16 protein-coding genes are annotated in these 18,860 nt (G+C 72.6%); 9 read left to right on the top strand and 7 right to left on the bottom strand.

The window, feature by feature from the left end; genetic code table 11:
* Positions 1 to 100: 100 nt before the first annotated feature.
* The 3 genes from E4622_RS19495 to E4622_RS19485 form a co-directional block, all read right to left on the bottom strand.
* Positions 101 to 955, bottom strand: a complete 855-nt coding sequence (locus E4622_RS19495; protein ID WP_134741817.1) for a DegV family protein — start codon at positions 953 to 955, stop codon at positions 101 to 103.
* Between the two features lie 30 nt (positions 956 to 985).
* Entirely contained in the window at positions 986 to 3,475 is a 2,490-nt protein-coding gene (gene leuS, locus E4622_RS19490; RefSeq protein WP_134741815.1) for a leucine--tRNA ligase, read from the bottom strand.
* A gap of 140 nt (positions 3,476 to 3,615) precedes the next feature.
* Entirely contained in the window at positions 3,616 to 4,275 is a 660-nt protein-coding gene (locus tag E4622_RS19485) for a TetR/AcrR family transcriptional regulator (protein WP_134741814.1), read from the bottom strand.
* A gap of 185 nt (positions 4,276 to 4,460) precedes the next feature.
* Here E4622_RS19485 and E4622_RS19480 point away from each other — a divergent pair, with 185 nt between their 5' ends.
* The 5 genes from E4622_RS19480 (at position 4,461) to E4622_RS19460 (ending at position 10,649) form a co-directional block, all read left to right on the top strand.
* Entirely contained in the window at positions 4,461 to 5,258 is a 798-nt protein-coding gene (locus tag E4622_RS19480) for an SDR family oxidoreductase (protein ID WP_134741813.1), read from the top strand.
* Positions 5,259 to 5,260: 2 nt separating this feature from the next.
* Positions 5,261 to 6,391, top strand: a complete 1,131-nt coding sequence (locus tag E4622_RS19475; RefSeq protein ID WP_134741811.1) for a DUF5938 domain-containing protein — start codon at positions 5,261 to 5,263, stop codon at positions 6,389 to 6,391.
* Between the two features lie 5 nt (positions 6,392 to 6,396).
* Positions 6,397 to 7,929 carry a long-chain fatty acid--CoA ligase gene (locus E4622_RS19470; RefSeq protein WP_134741810.1) on the top strand — a complete coding sequence of 511 codons (1,533 nt, stop codon included), beginning with the start codon at positions 6,397 to 6,399 and terminating at the stop codon, positions 7,927 to 7,929.
* 19 nt (positions 7,930 to 7,948) lie between these two features.
* Entirely contained in the window at positions 7,949 to 8,710 is a 762-nt protein-coding gene (locus tag E4622_RS19465) for a 3-oxoacyl-ACP reductase family protein (RefSeq protein ID WP_134741808.1), read from the top strand.
* Between the two features lie 250 nt (positions 8,711 to 8,960).
* Positions 8,961 to 10,649 (top strand): alkaline phosphatase, encoded by a 1,689-nt coding sequence (locus tag E4622_RS19460; protein ID WP_209022021.1) that lies wholly within the window; start codon positions 8,961 to 8,963, stop codon positions 10,647 to 10,649.
* Positions 10,650 to 10,688: 39 nt separating this feature from the next.
* On the opposite strand, the gene E4622_RS19455 is transcribed toward E4622_RS19460, so the two are convergent.
* Positions 10,689 to 11,639 (bottom strand): AraC family transcriptional regulator, encoded by a 951-nt coding sequence (locus tag E4622_RS19455; RefSeq protein WP_134741805.1) that lies wholly within the window; start codon positions 11,637 to 11,639, stop codon positions 10,689 to 10,691.
* A gap of 70 nt (positions 11,640 to 11,709) precedes the next feature.
* Here E4622_RS19455 and E4622_RS19450 point away from each other — a divergent pair, with 70 nt between their 5' ends.
* Together E4622_RS19450 and E4622_RS19445 are read left to right on the top strand one after the other, a co-directional pair.
* Positions 11,710 to 13,170, top strand: a complete 1,461-nt coding sequence (locus tag E4622_RS19450) for an NAD(P)/FAD-dependent oxidoreductase (RefSeq protein ID WP_134741803.1) — start codon at positions 11,710 to 11,712, stop codon at positions 13,168 to 13,170.
* Positions 13,167 to 13,766 (top strand): acetoacetate decarboxylase family protein, encoded by a 600-nt coding sequence (locus tag E4622_RS19445; RefSeq protein ID WP_134741801.1) that lies wholly within the window; start codon positions 13,167 to 13,169, stop codon positions 13,764 to 13,766. The genes E4622_RS19450 and E4622_RS19445 overlap by 4 nt, the downstream gene beginning before the upstream one ends.
* A gap of 7 nt (positions 13,767 to 13,773) precedes the next feature.
* On the opposite strand, the gene E4622_RS19440 is transcribed toward E4622_RS19445, so the two are convergent.
* Together E4622_RS19440 and E4622_RS19435 are read right to left on the bottom strand one after the other, a co-directional pair.
* On the bottom strand, positions 13,774 to 15,414 hold the full coding sequence (locus tag E4622_RS19440) for an acyl-CoA synthetase (RefSeq protein ID WP_134741800.1): 1,641 nt from the start codon (positions 15,412 to 15,414) through the stop codon (positions 13,774 to 13,776).
* 116 nt (positions 15,415 to 15,530) lie between these two features.
* Positions 15,531 to 15,899, bottom strand: a complete 369-nt coding sequence (locus tag E4622_RS19435) for a hypothetical protein (protein WP_134741799.1) — start codon at positions 15,897 to 15,899, stop codon at positions 15,531 to 15,533.
* A gap of 163 nt (positions 15,900 to 16,062) precedes the next feature.
* Between E4622_RS19435 and E4622_RS19430 the strand changes: the two genes are divergently transcribed.
* Complete coding sequence (locus E4622_RS19430) at positions 16,063 to 16,902, top strand: acyl-CoA thioesterase domain-containing protein (protein ID WP_134741798.1); 840 nt, start codon at positions 16,063 to 16,065, stop codon at positions 16,900 to 16,902.
* A gap of 259 nt (positions 16,903 to 17,161) precedes the next feature.
* On the opposite strand, the gene E4622_RS19425 is transcribed toward E4622_RS19430, so the two are convergent.
* The gene (locus E4622_RS19425; RefSeq protein ID WP_134741797.1) at positions 17,162 to 17,476 is read right to left on the bottom strand and encodes a helix-turn-helix domain-containing protein; all 315 of its coding nucleotides are present in this window, start codon (positions 17,474 to 17,476) and stop codon (positions 17,162 to 17,164) included.
* 88 nt (positions 17,477 to 17,564) lie between these two features.
* Here E4622_RS19425 and E4622_RS19420 point away from each other — a divergent pair, with 88 nt between their 5' ends.
* Complete coding sequence (locus tag E4622_RS19420; protein ID WP_134741796.1) at positions 17,565 to 18,770, top strand: MFS transporter; 1,206 nt, start codon at positions 17,565 to 17,567, stop codon at positions 18,768 to 18,770.
* Positions 18,771 to 18,860: the final 90 nt, after the last annotated feature.

The following is an 18,860-nucleotide window of genomic DNA, read 5'->3' as shown; positions in this document are numbered from 1 at the left end:
GCCGAGGCGTCGAGCCGCACCTGCTGGGCCTTTCCCTGCGCTTCTGGGCCGTTCTTCTGGCCCAGAAGCGCAGGTTTTTCAGCAGCTGCTGAAAAACCTGCTACCCCCGCGGCGCCACGCAGACGGCGATCATCCCCGGCCCGACGTGCGCCCCGAGGACGGCGCCGAGCTCGCCGCACCAGGGCTCGCGGCCGCCGAGGTTGGCGGCGAGGCGGTCGGTGAGGCGGTCGACGAGCATCCCGGCGCGGTCGGGGTTGGCGAGGTGGGCGACGCAGAGGTCGATCGGGTCCGCGCCGGCCGCCTCGACGGCGAGCTCCTCGAGCCGGGCCAGGGCCCGGGCGGTGGTGCGGACCTTCTCCAGCGAGGCGACGACGCCGTCCTCGATCTGCAGCAGCGGCTTGACCGCGAGCGCCCCACCGAAGAGCGCCGAGGCGGTGCCGATCCGGCCGCCGCGGCGCAGGTACTCGAGGGTGTCGACGTAGAAGAGCGAGCGGGAGGCGGCCGCGCGGGTGCGCGCCGCCTGGGCGGCGGCCTCGACCGAGACGCCCTGGCCGATGGCGTCGGCGGCGGCGAGGGCGGCGTAGCCGGTGGCCACGCCGACCTGGCGGCTGTCGACGCAGATCACCCGCACGGGGGCGTCCCGGGCGGCGAGCTGGGCGGACTCGAAGGTGCCGCTCATGTCGCCCGAGATGTGGACCGACACGATCTGCTTGGCGCCGGCGAGGGCCGCGCGCTCGTAGGCGTCGAGCATCGCCCGGGGCGCGGGGCGCGACGTGCTGACCGGGCGGAACTCCCGCAGCGCCTGCGCGACGCGCTCCGGCGTCGCCTCCTCGGACCCTTCGTCGTAGGAGCTCGCGCCGATGACGACCTGCAGCGGGACCACGATGATCCCGCGCTCGGCCGCCACCTCCGGGGGGAGGCTGGCGGTCGAGTCAGTGACGACGACGACCGACATGGACCGAACAGTAGCCCGGGTGGCCCCGGCTCAGACGACGATGTTGACCAGCTTGGGCGCGCGCACGACCACCTTGCGGATCTCGCGACCGTCGAGCGCACGCACGACCGCCTCGTCGGCCAGCGCCAGTGCCTCCAGGTCGGCCTCGGAGATGTCGGGCGACACCTCCAGGCGGCCCCGGACCTTGCCCTGCACCTGCACCACCGCGGTCACCGACTCCTCGACCAGCAGGGCCTCGTCGACCGTGGGCCAGCCGGCCCGCGCGACCGTCGGCTCGTGGCCGAGGCGCGCCCACATCTCCTCCGCGGTGTACGGCGCCACGAGGGACAGCAGGATCGCGACCGCCTCCGCGGCCTCGCGCACGGCCGGGTCGGCGCCGCCGGGGCCGGAGTCGATCGCCTTGCGGGTGGCGTTGACGAGCTCCATGGTGCGGGCGACCATCACGTTGAAGCGGTGGATCTCGATCAGCGACTCGGCGTCGTGCAGCGTCCGGTGCGTCAGCCGGCGCAGGGCGGCGTCACCGGTGGCGGGGTCGGCGCCGGGCTCGCTGGCGACGTCGCCGCTCAGCCGCCAGGCGCGCTGCAGGAAGCGCAGGGAGCCGGCCGGCGACATGTCGGCCCAGTCGATGTTGTCCTCGGGCGGCCCGGCGAAGACCAGCGTCAGCCGCACGGCGTCGACGCCGAAGGCCTCCAGCTGCTCGCCCAGGCTGACACCGTTGCCCAGCGACTTGCTCATCTTGCGGCCGTTGTTGATGACCTTGCCCTGCGACAGGTAGGCCGAGAAGGGCTCGTCCCAGTCGACCATGCCCATGTCGCGCAGCGCCTTGGTGAAGAACCGGGCGTAGAGCAGGTGCAGCACGGCGTGCTCGTCGCCGCCGACGTACAGGTCGATCGGGCCCCACGCGTTGGCCAGGTCGGTGTCGAAGGCCTGGGTGTCGTCGTGCGGGGAGACGTAGCGGAAGAAGTACCAGGACGAGTCCACGAAGGTGTCCATGGTGTCGGTGTCGCGCGTCGCCGGTCCGCCACAGGTGGGGCAGGTGACGTTGACCCAGTCGGTGGCCGCGCCCAGGGGCGAGGTGCCCTTGGGCTTCAGGTCGGCGCCGCGCAGCTCGGGCAGCTCGACGGGCAGCTGGTCCTCGGGGACGGGGACCTCGCCGTCGACCGGGCAGTGGATGATCGGGATCGGCGCGCCCCAGTAGCGCTGGCGCGACAGCAGCCAGTCGCGCAGCCGGAAGTTGACCGTGCCGCGGCCCAGCCCCTTGCCCTCCAGGTAGGCGATGGTCGTCGACTTCGCGTCGGCGATGTCCATGCCGGACAGGTCGATCTCCTCGTTGGCCGAGTTGATCGCCGGGCCGTCACCGGTGAACGCCTCGCCCTCCCAGTCGGCGGGGGGCTCGACGGTGCGGATGACCGGCAGGTCGAAGACCTGCGCGAACTCCCAGTCGCGCTGGTCCTGCCCGGGCACGGCCATGATCGCGCCGGTGCCGTAGTCGGCCAGCACGTAGTCGGCGGCGTAGACCGGGATCCGGGCGCCGGTCAGCGGGTTGGTGGCGTGGACGCCCAGGTCGACGCCGGTCTTGGGCCGGTCGGTCGACAGCCGGTTGATCTCGGTCTCCTTGCGGACCTCGACCAGGTAGTCCTCCAGCGCGGGGCGCTGCGCGTCGGTGACCAGCTCAGAGGCCAGCGCCGCGTCGGCGGCCACCACCATGAACGTCGCACCGAACAGCGTGTCGGGGCGCGTCGTGTAGACCGTCAGCGGCTCGGCGCGGCCCTCGACGACGAAGTCGACGTGGGCGCCCTCGGAGCGGCCGATCCAGTTGCGCTGCGCGTTGACGACCTTGTCCGACCAGGTCGGCTGCAGGTCGTCCAGCCCGTCCAGCAGCTCCTGGGCGTACGCCGTCGTGCGGAAGTACCACTGCGTCAGCTCGCGCTTGGTGACCTCGGCGCCGCAGCGCTCGCAGGCACCGTCGACGACCTGCTCGTTGGCCAGCACGGTCTGGTCGTGGGGGCACCAGTTGACCCAGCTGTTCTTGCGGTAGGCCAGTCCCTTGGCGTGGAACTTCAGGAACAGCGACTGCGTCCAGCGGTAGTACTCCGGGTCGGAGGTGTTGAAGCGCCGCGACCAGTCGAAGCTCACGCCGTAGCGGCGGAAGGACTGCAGCTGCGTGGCGATGTTGCCGTAGGTGTAGTCGGCGGGGTGCGCGTCGTTGCGGATCGCTGCGTTCTCGGCGGGCAGGCCGAAGGAGTCCCAGCCCATCGGGTTCAGGACCTCGTAGCCCTTCTGCCACCAGTAGCGCGCGATCACGTCGTGCAGCGCCGTCACCTCGGCGTGACCCATGTGCAGGTCGCCGCTGGGGTAGGGGAACATCGTCAGCGCGTACTTCTTCTCGCGCGGCGACGCGTCGTCGGCGCGGAAGGGCTCGAGCTGCTCCCAGACCGGCTGCCACTTGCGCTCGGTCGCGGCGACGTCGTACGTCGCGGCGTCGATCTCGCCGGGGGTGTCGCTCTGCTGCTCGCTCATGATGTCTCTCTCGCCTCTGGTGGGTCCTGGCTCCGGGCACAAAAAAGCCCCTCGGTCACGAGGGGCAGCCGCGTCGGTCTCGGATCGACGCGGCTAGGTAAGGAGCAGGTCCCTGTGCATGTCACCAGGGTAGCCGAATCTCACGAGGGGGCGGGAGCCAGCATCAGCGGCATCAGGCCGTGGACCTGCGACGCGATCTGGTCGAGCGCCTGCGGCTGGCCCACGAGGTGGCCGAGCAGCGCCTGCTGGAACAGCCCGTCGAGCACGGCGTACGCCGCCGAGGGGGTCATCGCCGTGGGGCGCCCCGCCAGCTCGGCGTAGCGGCTGACGACGCGCCAGATCATCTCCTCCAGGGTCGCGTCGATCATCGTGACCGCCTCGCGCAGCGACTCCTCGAACATGCTCTGGGTGCGCAGGTCGTACCAGAGCCGGTGCATGGGAGCCTCGTCGCGCAGCGTCTCGACGAGCTTGGCGGCGAAGGCGTCCAGGAGCCCCTCGGCGGTGGTGGAGTCGGAGACGACCGCGTCGTAGCGGGTCACGCACTGCGCCTTGTAGTAGCGCACGCAGTAGACGATCAGCTCGAGCTTGTCGTGGAAGTAGTAGTGGACGACGCCGTGGCTGAACTCGGAGTTGTTGGCGATCTCGCGCAGGCTGGTCCGGGCGTAGCCCAGCTCCCCCAGGGTCGTCAGCGCCGACTCCGCGAGCTGGTTGCGCCGCGCGTCGTGCTTGTCGGCGGGCGCGCGCCGGGTCCTGCTCGACGCGGCGGCCGTGCCGCTCACCGTGCTGGTCGTGCCTGCCATCCGCCCACCTCGCTCGCCGTCCTGTCGCGCCACTCTACGGTCCCGTCGCCTTCCGGAGGCCTCGTCCTGACACCCGACCGGACTTTTCTTGACGAATGTCCAGGAAAGTCTTGACAGTCGTCAAGGGTTTCGCCGTACGTTGTGACCGCCGGCACACCGGCATCCGACCGCACCGAGGAGACCCGATGACCCACCTGGACCTGTCCGGCCGTACCGCCCTGGTGACCGGGGGTGCGCAGGGCCTCGGCGAGGGCATGGCGCAGGCCCTGGCCGCGGCCGGCGCCCGCGTCGTGATCGCCGACCTGCAGGACGACCTCGGCGAGAAGGCGGCCGACGCGCTCGAGGGCGAGGGTCACGGCTTCGTGCACCACGACGTCACCGACGACGCCAGCTGGGCCAACGTCACGACGGCCTGCGCCTCGGACTTCGGCGGGCTCGACATCGTCGTCAACAACGCCGGCATCGAGATCACCAGCCTGCTGGTCGACCTGGATCCCGACCAGGTCCGCAAGCAGCTCGAGGTCAACCTGCTGGGCACCGCGCTGGGCATCAAGCACGCCTTCCGCACGATGCGGCCCGAGGGCGCCGCCGGCAACGGCGGCTGCGTCATCAACGTCGCCTCGGTCGCCGCCACCATCGCGTTCCCCGGCATCGGCGTCTACTCCGCCACCAAGTCCGGCGTCGACCGGCTCACCCGCGTCGCCGCCATGGAGGCCGGCAAGCTGGGCTACGGCGTCCGCGTCAACTGCATCTACCCCGGCCTGGTGCCGACCGCCATGGGCGCGGGCCTGGCCAACGACGTCGCCGCGATCGGGCTCTTCGGCTCTCCCGAGGAGGCCGTGGGGGCCGTCATCGAGCTCACCCCCTCGGGTCGCCTAGGCGAGGTGTCCGACATGGCCGACGCGGTGGTCTTCCTGGCCTCCGACGCCGCCCGCTTCGTCAACGGCGTCGGCCTCCCGGTCGACGGCGGGATGGGGATGTGACCATGAGCGACACCAAGCGCGTCGTCGTCTACGGCGCCTCCGGCTACACCGGCCGCCTCATCTGTGAGTACCTCCGCGAGTACGGCGTGCCGTTCGTCGCCGCCGGCCGCTCGGCCGACACCCTCAGTGCCTCGATGGCCACCCACGTCGCCGGCATCGAGACCGCCGACTTCGAGGTCGTCGAGGTCACCCACGACCTGGAGTCGCTCACCGAGCTCTTCCAGGGCGCGTCGGTGGTGCTCAACACCGTGGGCCCGTTCAGCAAGTGGGGCCCCGAGGTGGTCGAGGCGTGCCTGGCCGCCGGCGCCCACTACACCGACACCACCGGCGAGCAGGACTGGCTGATCACCTGCGACGAGAAGTACGGCGCCGACTTCGCCGCCGCGGGCCTCCTCCTCGCGCCGGGGATCGCGCAGATGTACACGACCGGGGAGATCGCGGCCGAGGTCGCGCTCGAGACGCCCGGCCTCGACACCCTTGACATCGCCGTCTTCTGGGGCGGCAGCCCGACGATCGCCTCCACCCAGACGATCCTCTTCAACGCCGCGCTCTCCGGCGCCCACTACCTCGAGCAGGGCGCCTACGTGCCGTTCGACCCCGAGGCCGGCCACTATCAGCTGGCGATCCCCGGCCAGCACGAGCTCGCGCTGGCGCTGCCGTGGGGCGGGACATCCCACCCCGTCTGGTACCGCAACGACCCCCGCGTCGCCAACGTCAAGGCGCTCGGAGGGGTCTTCAACAAGGCGCTCATGCTCGGCGTCCCCCAGATCGTGGCCGCCGCGATCGAGGCGACCAAGGACATGGACGCCGACGACACCTACGCCGCGCTGGCCGCCACCGCGGCCCAGGTGATGAGCACGATGCCGCCGCGCGAGAACCCCCGCCTCAACAAGTCCCTCGACTCGGTGCACGCGTCGGGCCCGCTCGGCCGCGCCCACTGCGTGATCCACGGCAACCAGAACTACAAGCAGACCGGGCTGCTCCAGGCGTACGCCGCCTACCACCTGCTCCAGCAGCCGCCCAGGCGCGTCGGCTTCGCGTCGGGGTGCCAGGCGTTCGGGCACCGCGAGCTGCTGGGCGTGCTGCGCAGCTTCGGGCTGGTCTCCGCCCCGGTGCTGACCGTGGAGGGCTGACCTCCGTGCGCCTGGTCGACTACCTCGACAAGGGGGCCTCGCTCGATCCCGGGGCCCCCTGCCTGACCACCGACGGCGCGAGCCTGTCCTACGCCGAGGTGCAGCAGCTCAGCGCCCGCGTCGCCGGTGGCCTGGTCGCGCGCGGGGTGGCGCCCGGCGACACGGTCGCGATCCTCTCGGCCAACGACCCGGTCGCCTTCGCCTGCGTCTTCGGCATCAGCCGGGCCGGCGCGGTGTGGTGCCCGGTCAACCCGCGCAACGAGGCCGCCGAGAACCGCGAGCTGCTCGACCTGTTCGACTGCTCGGTGCTGGTCTTCCAGGCGACGTACGCCGGACTGGTGGCCCAGATCCGCGACGACCTGCCGAAGCTCACGACCCTGGTGTGCCTCGACGGCGCCGTGGACGGGGCGCTCACGTGGGCGGAGTTCCTGGGCGAGCCGCTCGTCGAGCCCGTGCCGCCCGTCGACGACGTGGCGATGATCGTCGGTACCGGCGGCACCACGGGTCGGCCCAAAGGGGTGCTCCTCACCGGACGCAACCTCGAGACGATGAGCGCGATCACCCTGATGAGCTACCCGTTCGAGGGCCGGCCCGTCTACCTCGCACTGGCGCCGCTGACCCATGCGGCCGGCGTCCTGTGCTTCCCCGTCATGACCCTCGGCGGCGAGATCGTGGTGATGCGCTCCCCCGACGTCGGGTCGTTCCTCGAGCACGTCCAGCGGCACCGGGTCACCCACACGTTCCTGCCGCCGACGCTCGTCTACATGGTGCTCGCCCACCCCGAGCTCGACGCGACGGACACCTCGTCCCTGCAGTGCTTCTGGTACGGCGCCGCGCCGATGTCGGCCGCGAGGCTGGAGGAGGCCATCGGGCGGCTGGGACCGGTGATGGCGCAGCTCTTCGGCCAGACCGAGGCGCCGATGATGATCGCGACCCTGTCGCCGCGCGACCACCTGCGCGCCGACGGCAGCATCGCCCACGAACGGCTGTCATCAGCGGGGCGACCCGCCCCGCTGGTGACGGTCTCCATCATGGCGCCCGACGGGGCGCTGCTCCCCCGCGGCGAGACCGGCGAGATCGTCGTCCGCAGCTCGCTGGTCATGGCCGGCTACCACCGCGACCCCGCGGCGACCGCCGAGGCCTCGGCCCACGGCTGGCACCACACCGGCGACATCGGCTACCTCGACGACGAGGGCTTCCTCTTCATCGTCGACCGCGCCAAGGACATGGTCATCACCGGCGGCTTCAACGTCTACTCCACCGAGGTCGAGCAGGCCGTCATGCAGCACCCGGCCGTCCAGGACTGCGCCGTGGTGGGGCTGCCCGACGACAAGTGGGGCGAGCGGGTGACCGTGGTCCTCCAGCTGCGGCCAGGCGGGAGACTCGGGCCGGGCGAGCTGACGGCGTTCGTCAAGGAGCGCATCGGCAGCGTCAAGGCCCCCAAGCAGGTCGAGGTCTGGGACGACCTGCCGCGCTCCAAGGTCGGCAAGGTGCTCAAGACCGACATCAAGAGGACGCTGCTGTCGGGACCGGCCTGAGAAGCCCTAGGGTCGGCGCATGACCGTGAGCGACATGTTCCGACTGGACGGCAAGGTGGCCGTGGTGACCGGCGCCTCGAGCGGGCTGGGCGTCGCCTTCGCCCAGGGCCTGGCCGAGGCCGGCGCCGACGTCGCCCTCGGCGCGCGCCGCGTGGACCGGCTCGGCGACACCGCCGGGCTCGTGCAGGCCGCCGGCCGCCGGGCGCTGCCCGTCGAGACCGACGTGGCCGACCCCGAGTCCTGCAGCAACCTCGTCGCGCTGGCCATGGAGGAGTTCGGCCGCGTCGACATCCTCGTCAACAACGCCGGCATCGGCACCGCCGCTCCGGCCACCCGCGAGGCCCCCGACGACTTCCGCCGCGTGATCGACGTCAACCTCAACGGCTGCTACTGGATGGCGCAGGCCTGCGGACGCGTCATGCAGCCCGGGTCCAGCATCATCAACATCTCCTCGGTGCTCGGCCTCACCACCGCGGGACTGCCGCAGGCGGCCTACGCCGCGTCGAAGGCCGGCCTGATCGGCCTCACCCGCGACCTCGCGCAGCAGTGGACGGGCCGCAAGGGCATCCGCGTCAACGCGATCGCGCCCGGCTTCTTCGCCTCCGAGATGACCGAGCAGTACCCGCCGGGCTACCTCGAGTCGCAGGCCCCGCGGCTCCTGGCCGGACGCAAGGGCGACCCTGCCGAGCTGGCCGCGACCGTGGTCTTCCTCGCCTCCGACGCCGCCGGGTACATCACGGGCCAGACGCTTCCTGTCGACGGCGGGATGACGATCACGTGAGGGGTTTCGAGACGGTTGCTGCGCAACCTCCTAAACCCCCGGTATCCCCCGGGGGTTGAGGAAGGCGCGCTAGCGCCTGTCTCGAAACCCCCACCACCACCGCGCCAGCGGGCACATGGTCGGGGTCGAGCAGCGACCTGTCCGGCCGACACCCTCCCGGACACCCAAGCGTCATCCGCGCTCCACCCGGGCGACGGGGCAGCGCCGCCTGCGGGCGGGACCTTTCGCGCATCCGACGAAAGGACACGCCGTGCAGCGCACCCGTACCTCCCTGATCGCGACGGGAGCCCTGACCGGGCTCCTCGCGGTCGGCGCCCTCACCTCGTCCGCGGCGAGCCCGGCTCCCGAGGCCGGCTTCGACCAGGACCGCTCCGCCGAGCTGGCCGCCGAGATCGACCCGTCCGAGCCCAAGAGCGTCATCCTGCTCATCGGCGACGGCATGGACGACTCCATGATCACCGCCGCCCGCGACTACGCCCTCGGCGCCGACGGCCGCTTCGCGCTGGACAGCCTGCCCTTCACGGGCGCGATGACCACCCACGGCCTCAAGGTCGGGCCCGGCCCGGACTACCCGGTCGCCTACGTCTCCGACTCCGCCCCGACCGCCAGCGGCTGGTCGACCGGCAAGAAGACCGTCGACGGTCGCCTCTCGCAAGGCCCCAGCACCGCAGCCACCGTGCCCGGGGAGGACTACCGGACGGTCCTGGAGCAGTTCAAGGAGGACGGCAAGCTGACCGGCGACATCACCACCTCGGAGATCACCGACGCCACGCCCGCCGCGGCCGCCGCGCACATCAACGCCCGCGCCTGCAAGGGACCCGCCGACATGGCCACGTGCCTGCCGGCCAAGAAGGCCAACGGCGGCAAGGGCTCGATCGCCGAGCAGCTGGTCGACAACGAGGTCGACGTGCTCCTGGGCGGCGGGATGAGCAGCTACACCCAGCCCACGGACGCCGGCGGCGGCCAGACCGTCCTGTCCTACGCGCAGCAGCAGCACGGCTACCGCGTGCTCGAGGACAAGACGGACCTCGCCGCGGTCACGTCGCTGGCCGGCGGCCCGGTCCTGGGTCTCTTCGCCCCCGTCAACATGACCCCGATGAACAACCCGCTCGTCGCCACTCCCCCTCCGGGCGCCGGCAGCACCACCACCGAGTGCACGCCGGCCGAGCGCGGCGACCAGCCCGACTTGTCGGCGATGACGGAGAAGGCCATCGAGCTGCTGGACAACCCGGACGGGTTCTTCCTCCAGGCCGAGAGCGCCATGATCGACAAGCAGGAGCACTCGACCGACATCTGCGGCGCGATCGGTGACCTCGTCGAGCTGGACGAGGCCGTCGAGGTGGCGCTGGACTACCAGGCCGAGCACCCCGACACCCTGATCATCGTCACGGGCGACCACGCCCACTCGACGCAGATCGTGGGCGGCAACACCGACGGCAAGCTGACGGCGACGCTCGAGACCGCCGACGGCGACCCGCTCACCGTGGCCTACTCCACCTCCGACGTCGGCTCGGACCACACCGGCGCGCAGATCCGCGTCGCCGCGTCCGGTCCGCAGGCGGCCAACGTGACCGGCGTGATCGACCAGACCGACCTGTACGCGACCATGCTCGGCCGCACGCCGAGCACGCTCCCCGGTCCGGGGGCGCCGCAGCCCCTCGCCCCGCAGGCCGCCGTCGCCGCGGTGCGCTCCATCGACCGCGACGTCGTCCGCCGGGCCGGACTGCCCGTGTCCGTGGCCGCCGCCGGCGCGTCCAAGGTCACCGTGCAGCTGCTCAGCAAGGGCCGCGTCCTGGCGACCCGCACGGTCGGCCGCACCGGTGGCGACGTCCGCCTCAAGAGCAGGCGCGCCGTCACCGGCAAGCTCGTGGTCAAGGTGACCGCGACCGGTCCGGGCGGCTCGGACGTCGCGACCCGCACGGTCCGCACCACCCGCTAGCCCCGGTCGCCGCTGACCCGCCGGACGCGCTCCGGCGGGTCAGCGGTCGTTCGTGCCGTCGGCGACGTCCCTCCACCGCCTCCGCGCATGCAGGTACGCCGCCGCGTCGGCGTAGCCGAGGCGGGCCGCCACCTCGGCGACCGGCATCGTCGCGCGGCCGGCGTGCAGGGCCCGGGCCAGCGAGGAGCGCACCTCGTCGAGCAGCTGCCGGTAGCCGACGCCCTCCTCGGCCAACCGGCGCCGCAGCTGGCGCTCGCTGAGGGCCAGCGCGGCGGCCACCTCCGGCATCGGGGCGCCCTCGGGCAGCCGCTGGGTGATGAGCACCCGGACGTCCTGGGCGAGACCGGTGCGCGCCCGGCGGGCGTCGACCACCTGCGCGCACATCGTCGCGGCCAGCGCCAGGCGCTCGGGGCTGCGCTGCGGCAGCGGCCGCTCGAGCTGGTCGACGCCGAAGGCCAGCCGGGCCGCCCCCTCCCCCCATGTCAGCTCCGCGCCCACCCCGCCCGGCACCAGCGCCTCCAGCACCACGTGCACCGCCGTGGCGTCGCGCTCCACCAGGAAGCGCCGCACGTCGGGCGGCAGCGTCGCCCCGTCCAGGCTGACCACGACCCGGTCACCGACCAGCTCGGCGCGCGGGATCGCGAAGGCGAAGCTCAGGTCGATGAAGCGCAGCGCCACCGTCATCGCGTCCAGCACGGTCCGGCTGGCCAGCAGGGCGAACCCGAACGCCCCGAAGCTCGCCGCCTCGTAGCGCTCCCCCACGTCGCGACCCACCTCGCCCAGCAGCCGGTGCAGCGTCCGCACGACCCGGAGCTCCTGGGCGGCCGTGACCTCGCCCCCGTCGAGGTCGGGGAGGCGCAGCCCGGTCCCGACGAGGGCCCGCTGCGCGCCGACACCGCGCGATCCGGCGTACTCCACGAGGAGGGCGACGCCGGCCGCCGAGCGCGGGAAGTCCCAGCCGCTGGCCGCGGGCTCGGGCAGCTGCGTCATGTCCGGAATTATCAACCACGTCCTCCGTCAGACACCGTCGGGACCGTCTGACCGCCCTACCTTCGGAGCCATGAGCCCCCGAGTCGTCGTCATCGGAGCCGGCTTCGGCGGCCTCGGCGTGGTCCGTGCGCTGCGCGAGCGCGGCCTCACCGACATCACGGTGCTGGAGCGTGCCGACGACGTGGGCGGCGTGTGGCGCGACAACACCTACCCGGGCGCCGCGTGCGACGTCCCGTCCCCGCTGTACTCCTGGTCGTGGGCCGTCAACCCCCGCTGGAGCCGCCGCTACTCCCGCCAGCCCGAGATCCTCGCCTACCTCCGCGAGACCGCAGACCGCGAGGGGCTGCTGGCCCACGTCCGCACGGGCGTGGAGGTGACGTCGCTGTCCTACGACGAGGCGGCCGCGCTGTGGCACGTCGCGACCGCCGACGGGACGACGTACGACGCCGAGGTGGTCGTCTCGGCGGTCGGACAGCTGTCCAACCCGGCCATCCCCGCGGTGCCCGGCGCCGAGACCTTCGGCGGGCCGGCCTTCCACTCCGCCCAGTGGCGCCACGATGTCGACCTGCGCGGCGCCCGGGTGGCGGTCGTCGGCACCGGCGCCAGCGCGATCCAGCTCGTGCCTGCGATCGTCGGCGACGTCGCCGCGATGACGGTGTTCCAGCGCTCGGCGCCCTACGTCGTCCCGAAGCCCGACCAGGGCTACCGGCCCGTGCACCACCGCGCCTTCGAGCGCTTCCCGTGGCTGCTGGCCGCGGAGCGGCGCTCGTGGTTCTGGCTCACCGAGCGCTTCAACGCAGCCCTCGGCGGCCGCTCGCCGATCTCCCGGCCCCTGCTGGCCACGCTGCGCGCGGCCTGGCGACTCACCCTGCGTCACCAGGTCCCCGACGCCGACCTGCGGCGCCGGCTCGTGCCGGACTACCCGCTGGGCTGCAAGCGCCTGCTCTTCTCCAACGAGTGGTACCCCGCGCTGGCGCGCGAGCACGTCGACGTCGTCACCGAGCACGTCACGGCCATCGAGCCGGACGGGGTGCGCACGTCCGACGGGCGGCTCCACGCCGCCGACGTGCTGGTCTGGGGTACCGGCTTCAAGGCGACGCAGTTCCTCGCGCCGATGCGCGTCACCGGGGTGGGCGGCGCGGACCTGCACGAGCTGTGGAGCGACGGCGCCCGCGCCCACCTGGGGCTCACCGTCCCGGGCTTCCCCAACCTCTTCTGCATCTACGGGCCCAACACCAACCTCGGCGGCAGCTCGATCATCGCGATGATGGAGGCCCAGGCCGGCTACGTCGCCCAGGTGGTCGTCCGCCTCGCCGACGACGGCCCGCACGCACTCGCCGTACGGCGTGAGGTGGCGGCGGCCTACGACCGCGAGATGCAGTCGCGACTGGCCGACAGCGCCTGGAGCGGCTGCTCGAGCTGGTACGTCGACGGCCCGCGCATCACCACGAACTGGCCGGGGCTCGTGGCCGAGTACCAGGCCCGCACCGCAGACGTCGACTGGGACGACCTCGAGGAGATCACCGCATGAGCACCGCCTATCCCCCGGAGCCGTGGGACCTCGCCGGCCTCGGCCACCTGACGACCTGGTCGGTCCCGGCAGCCGGCCTGCCGGCGCTGCCGTTCAGCGCCCGACCCGTCACCGTGCGCGGGCGGGCGCTGGTGACGACGGCGTTCGTGGCCTACTCGCAGGCCGGCCAGATGGCCTACGACGAGCTGCTCGCCGCCGTCGTGGTGCGTCACGGCCGCGGGGTCGGCCTGTCGATCACCGACATCTGGGTCGACAGCGAGACCTCGATGCTCGGCGGGCGCGGCCTGTGGGGCATCCCCAAGGACCTGGCCACCTTCGACGGCCTCCGGGCCTCCGTCGACGGGCGGCCGGTCGCCGGCGCGACGTTCGCGGCCCGCCGCCTGCCCGCCGTACCGCTGCCGCTGCCGGTGCGTGGCCGGGTCGTCCAGACCCTGCACGCGCGCACGGTCGCCAGCCCGATCCGCGCGTCCGGACGGCTGCGGCCCGCGACCGCCGAGTGGCGCCTGGACGAGGACGGCCCGCTGGCCTGGCTGCGCGCGGGTCGTCCGCTGGCCAGCGTCGTGGCCGAGGACTTCCGCCTGCGCTTCGGCTCCTGAGCCGGCCTCAGGCGGTGGCCTGCGCCGTGGCCCAGCGGTAGTCGGCCTTGCCCGAGGGCGAGCGCTGCATCTCGGTGACCCGCACGACCGCCTTGGGCACCTTGTAGCGGGCGACGTGCCGGCCCGCCTCGGCGAGCAGCTCGTCGTCCGTGGCGTCGGAGCCGTCGGCCAGCTGGACGATGGCGACGACCTCGCTGCCCCACCGCTCGGACGGGCGGCCCACCACGACCACGTCGCGCACGTCCGGGTGGGCGGCCAGCGCCCGCTCCACCTCCTCGACGAAGATCTTCTCGCCACCGGAGTTGACCGTCACCCCGTCGCGGCCGAGCAGCTCGATGCGGCCGTCCTCGAGGACGTTGGCCCGGTCGCCGGGCACCGACCAGCGCACGCCGTCGACGACCGGGAAGGTGCGCGCGGTCTTGTCGGCGTCGCCGAGGTAGCCCAGCGGGATCCGGCCCGTGCGGGCCAGCCAGCCGCCGCTCTCGCCGGGCCCGAGCAGCCGGGAGAGGTCGTCGCTCACGACGGCGGTGTCCTCCTGGGCCTCGAAGACCGCGGCGTCGGCCTCGGCGCCCTTGAACGAGTAGACGTTGAGCTGGATGCCGGTCTCGCTGGAGCCCACGGTGTCGCGGATCATCACGTGCGGCAGCGCGTCGAGAAGGCGGCTGCGCACGGTCGGCGACAGCGGCGCGCCGCCGTTGCTGACGGCCGCCACGCACGACAGGTCGTAGTCGCCGCGCTCCAGCTCCTCGACCAGCGGTCGCGCCACGGCGTCGCCGACGACGGGGATGGCCAGGCACTTCTCGCGCGAGGCCACGCTCAGCGCGTCGGCGGGGTCCATGCGGTGCACGTCGTCGGGGATCACGATCTTGCCGCCGGTGGCGAACATGTGGAACGCCGACCACTGCGCGGCGCCGTGCATGAACGGCGGCAGCATGAGCATCGTGGTGCCGCCGTTGGCGGCGACGGCGGCCTGCGCGATCTCGTCGTACGACGCGTAGGGCGTGGTCGTGCCGAACGGCAGCCCGCCCATCGCGGAGATGAACACGTCCTCGTGGCGCCAGACCACGCCCTTGGGCATCCCGGTGGTGCCGCCGGTGTACATGATGAACAGGTCGTCGCCGGACGGCTCCGGCATCCCGGCCGCCGGCGCGGGCGTCGCGACGATCGACTCGTAGTCGACGGCGCCGGGCAGCAGCGCGTTGCCGCTGTCGTCGGCCACCTGGACCAGCAGCCGCAGCCCGGGCACCTGCTCGCGCAGCGCGGCCACCTGCGGCGCGAACTCGGCGGCGTAGACGAGACCCTCGGTGCCGGCGTCGTCGAGGAGGTAGAGCAGCTCCTCCTCCACGTAGCGGTAGTTGATGTTGTACGGCGCCACGCGGGCGCGCCACGCGCCGACGAGCGTCTCGAGGTACTCGTTGCCGTTGCGCAGGTAGACGCCCAGGTGGTGCTGCCCGGACTCGTGGCCGGCGAGGCCGTCGCGCTCGGTGTGGCAGCCCAGGCCCTGCTCGACCAGGAAGTGGGCCACGCCCTGCATGCGCTCGTTGATGGCGGCGTAGGTGAAGCGCCGGTCGCGCCAGACCAGGACCTCCTGGTCGGGGACCGCGCGGGTGACGGTCTCGAAGACCGTCGAGAGGTTGAAGCCGGGCATGCATGCTCCTGCGGTGGACGGCCGGACGGGACCAGAACTAGAACAAGTTCCAGGAACTGTAGCGGCCGTCACACCGCAGGGACAGGCTTTGCGGGAAGTTGTTGACAGGTGTCAAATCAGGGGTTGCGGCGCACCCGGATCGTCGGGCTCACGTCGCGTCGACAGCCGGCCTTGCCGGGCACGACGGCGTAGAAGCGCCCCTCCGTGCCGGTGTTGCCGGTGGACCACACGTACGTCCCGCCCTGCTTGTCGGTGGTGTCCGTGACCCACAGGTGCGGCTCGCCGGCCACCATCTTGAACACCTTGACCGTGCGGTCGGCGGCGCACCGGCGGGGCTTGGGGCTCGACACCGTGCCGAACATATCGGTGCCCTCGGACTTGATGGTGACGGTGACCTTGGCCTTCGGGGCCGCGGCCTCGGCGGCGACGCCGAGCGGGAGCCCGACGGCCAACGCCGCCACTGCTCCGAGCATGACTACTCGCATGGTCTGCCTCTCTCCTGCTGTCGGACCTGCATCGGTCCCCCACCTCCCAGCAACGTAAGGACCCCTCGCGGCGGTGTCAGCGATCGAGCCTGTCCGGATCCGGCATGTCCTCCATGCCCGGACCGGTGGGGACGGCGCCGGGCGCGCCCCCTAGCCTCCCCTCGTGGATCTCTCCTTCTTCCGCGCGGACGGCGCGACGCTCGTCCCCACCGAGATGGCCCAGAGCATGTGGGACGCCAACCAGATGCACGGGGTGGCCGTCAGCGGGGCGCTGGCCCGAGCGCTCGAGGCGGGTGTGGCCGACCTCGGCCGCGCCGACCTCCGCCCCGCGCGGCTGACCGTCGACCTGTTCCGCCCCGCGACGATGGACCCGTGCGAGACGAGCACCACGGTGGTGCGCGAGGGCCGCCGCATCTGCCTGGTCGACGCCGTCCTCACCCAGGGCGGAGCTCCCGTCGCGCGCGCGAGCGCCGTCTTCCTCGCCCCGTCCGCCGACCCGGACGGCGAGGTGTGGAGCCCCGAGGACCGGCCCGTGCCGCCACCCGAGGACGTGGCGCCGCCGACCGACGTACCGCACGTGCCGTTCTTCCACAGCGAGGCGGCCGGCTGGTCCCAGCAGTTCGGCGACCACCAGAACGGCTCGCGCAAGCGGTCGTGGAACTCCGCGATCCCGATCGTCGCCGGCGAGGCGGTCACGCCGTTCCAGGCCGCGGCCGCCGTGGCCGACGGTGCCAGCCTGGTCACCAACTGGGGCAGCGGCGGCGTCCAGCACATCAACACCGACATCACCCTCACCCTGGCCCGCCGCCCCGACGGCGTCGAGATCGGCCTCGCCGCCGTCGACCGGGTCGAGAGCGACGGCATCGCGGTCGGCACCGTGGCCGTCTTCGACCGCCTCGGCCCCCTCGGCACCGCCGTCGTCACCGCCCTCGCCAACGCGCGCCGCACCGTCGACATGGGCGGGATCGAGTACCAGGACGACGGGAGTCGGCGTTCGCGCTGACGCGGTGACGTTTCCCCAAGGTATGCAGGGAAGCTGTCACTTCCCTCGGTGTGCAACGCGAGGGAAGTGACGCTCCAGGGACATACCTTGGGGAAACTGCCGCCGCGCCAAGCGCCCACCCGACGACCGGAACGAAGCCGCACCATCAGCCCCGCAGGCACCACCGCCCTGCCGAAACTCATGCTTCCGTCATGAAGCTTCATACGGGAAGCATGAGTTTCACCGGGTACCCGGTGAAACTCACGCAGCGCGCGAAGCGCTACTCCGCGGCGAGGACCGAGTCCAGGAGCCCGGGGAACGCGCGGTCGAGCTCGTCGCGGCGCAGGTGGAGGACGCGGCCGCGGCCCTGGGGCTCGTTGCGTACGACGCCGGCCTCGCGCAGCACCTTGAAGAGGTGGGACTTGGTCGACTTGGGCAGCGCGGGGTTGAACGTGCCGCACTCGGCCATGCTCAGCGGCCCGCCGGCCAGCTCGCGCACGATCTCGAGCCGCGCCGGGTCGCTGAGCGCGAACAGGACGTCGGTCAGGCGCACCTCGGACATCTCCGGGTGCGGGAGGGACGTGACGGAGGCCATGGTTCGATAATACTTGAACAATCCTGAGACTTCCGTAAAGTGAGCAGAGTTCCAATAATTTCGAACTCACACCTGTCGAAGGACCACCATGACCGTCACCGCCGCCCCCGCAGCGCAGCGCAGCAGGACCAGCAGCCCCGGATTCGCGCTGGTCGTCGCGGCCGTCGTGGCCATGATGGCCGGCGCCAGCGCGCCGTCGCCGTTCTACCCCGTGCTCCAGCAGCAGCTCGGCTTCTCGGCCGCGGCCATGACCGGCATCTTCGCCGTGTACGCCGTCGCGCTGCTCGTGACGCTGCTCCTCACGGGCTCCATCTCCGACCACCTCGGCCGCCGGCCGGTCGTCTCGGCCGGGTTCGTGGTGCTCGCGGTCAGCATGGTCGCCTTCTGGCACGCCGACTCCGTCGGCGTCCTGGTGGCGGCACGCATCGCGCAGGGGGCCGCCACCGGCCTCCTGGTGTCCTCCCTGTCGGCCACGGTGGTCGACCTCGAGCCGGCGCACCGCCCCGGCTCGGCCGCGACGCTCAACAGCATCAGCCCGCTGGTGGGGCTCGCGGCGGGCGCGCTGGTGGCCGGGGCGATCCTCGACTGGACCTCCTCGGCGCTCACCGACGTGTTCAGCACCCTCACCGTGGTCTACCTCGTCGTCGCCGCGGCCGTGTGGCTGCTGCCCGAGACCTCGCCCCGCCACGACGGCGTGCTCCGCTCGCTCGTCCCGCGCGTCGGCGTGCCCCAGGCCGCGCGGGCGCCGTTCCTGCGCAGCGCGCCGGCGCTCTTCGCCGGCTGGGCCAGTGGCGGGCTCTACCTCTCGCTGGGCGCCCCGCTGGTCGCGACCGAGCTCGGCGGCGACCGCCACGTCGAGCAGGGGCTCGTCGTGACGACCCTGGCCGGGGTCGGCGCGCTCGCCTGCTTCGTCGGGCGCCACCAGACGTCGCGGCGCCTCACGATCACCGGCACGACCTCGCTCGCGGTGGGCACGGCCCTGACCCTGCTCGCGCTGGCGCTCGGCTCGTTCTGGGGGTTCATCGCCGCCGCCGTGGTCGCGGGGACCGGCTTCGGGCTGACGTTCATGGGCATCATGCGCTCCATCACCCCCGCCGCGGCCCCGCACGAGCGGGGCGAGCTCTTCGCCTCCGTGTTCGTGGTCTGCTACCTCGCGTTCGGCGTGCCCGCGGTCGCCGCCGGCATCGCCTCGCCCCACCTCGGCCTGGCCGAGACGACCTACGTCTACGGCGCGTGTGTCATCGTGCTCGCGAGCGTCACGGCCCTGATGCGCCGCTTCGGCGCCACCGACTAGGCACGACCTACCCAGCACCACCCCACGCGCGGTGCGGCTGCGCAAACGACGACGGCAGGCCCCTCGGGGCCTGCCGTTCGTCGTGATCTC

This window comes from Nocardioides sp. 503 (assembly GCF_004522095.1).
GTDB lineage: Bacteria > Actinomycetota > Actinomycetes > Propionibacteriales > Nocardioidaceae > Nocardioides.
The sequence above is the reverse complement of the archived record's forward strand: the minus strand, read 5'-3'. Positions and strand labels throughout refer to the sequence as shown.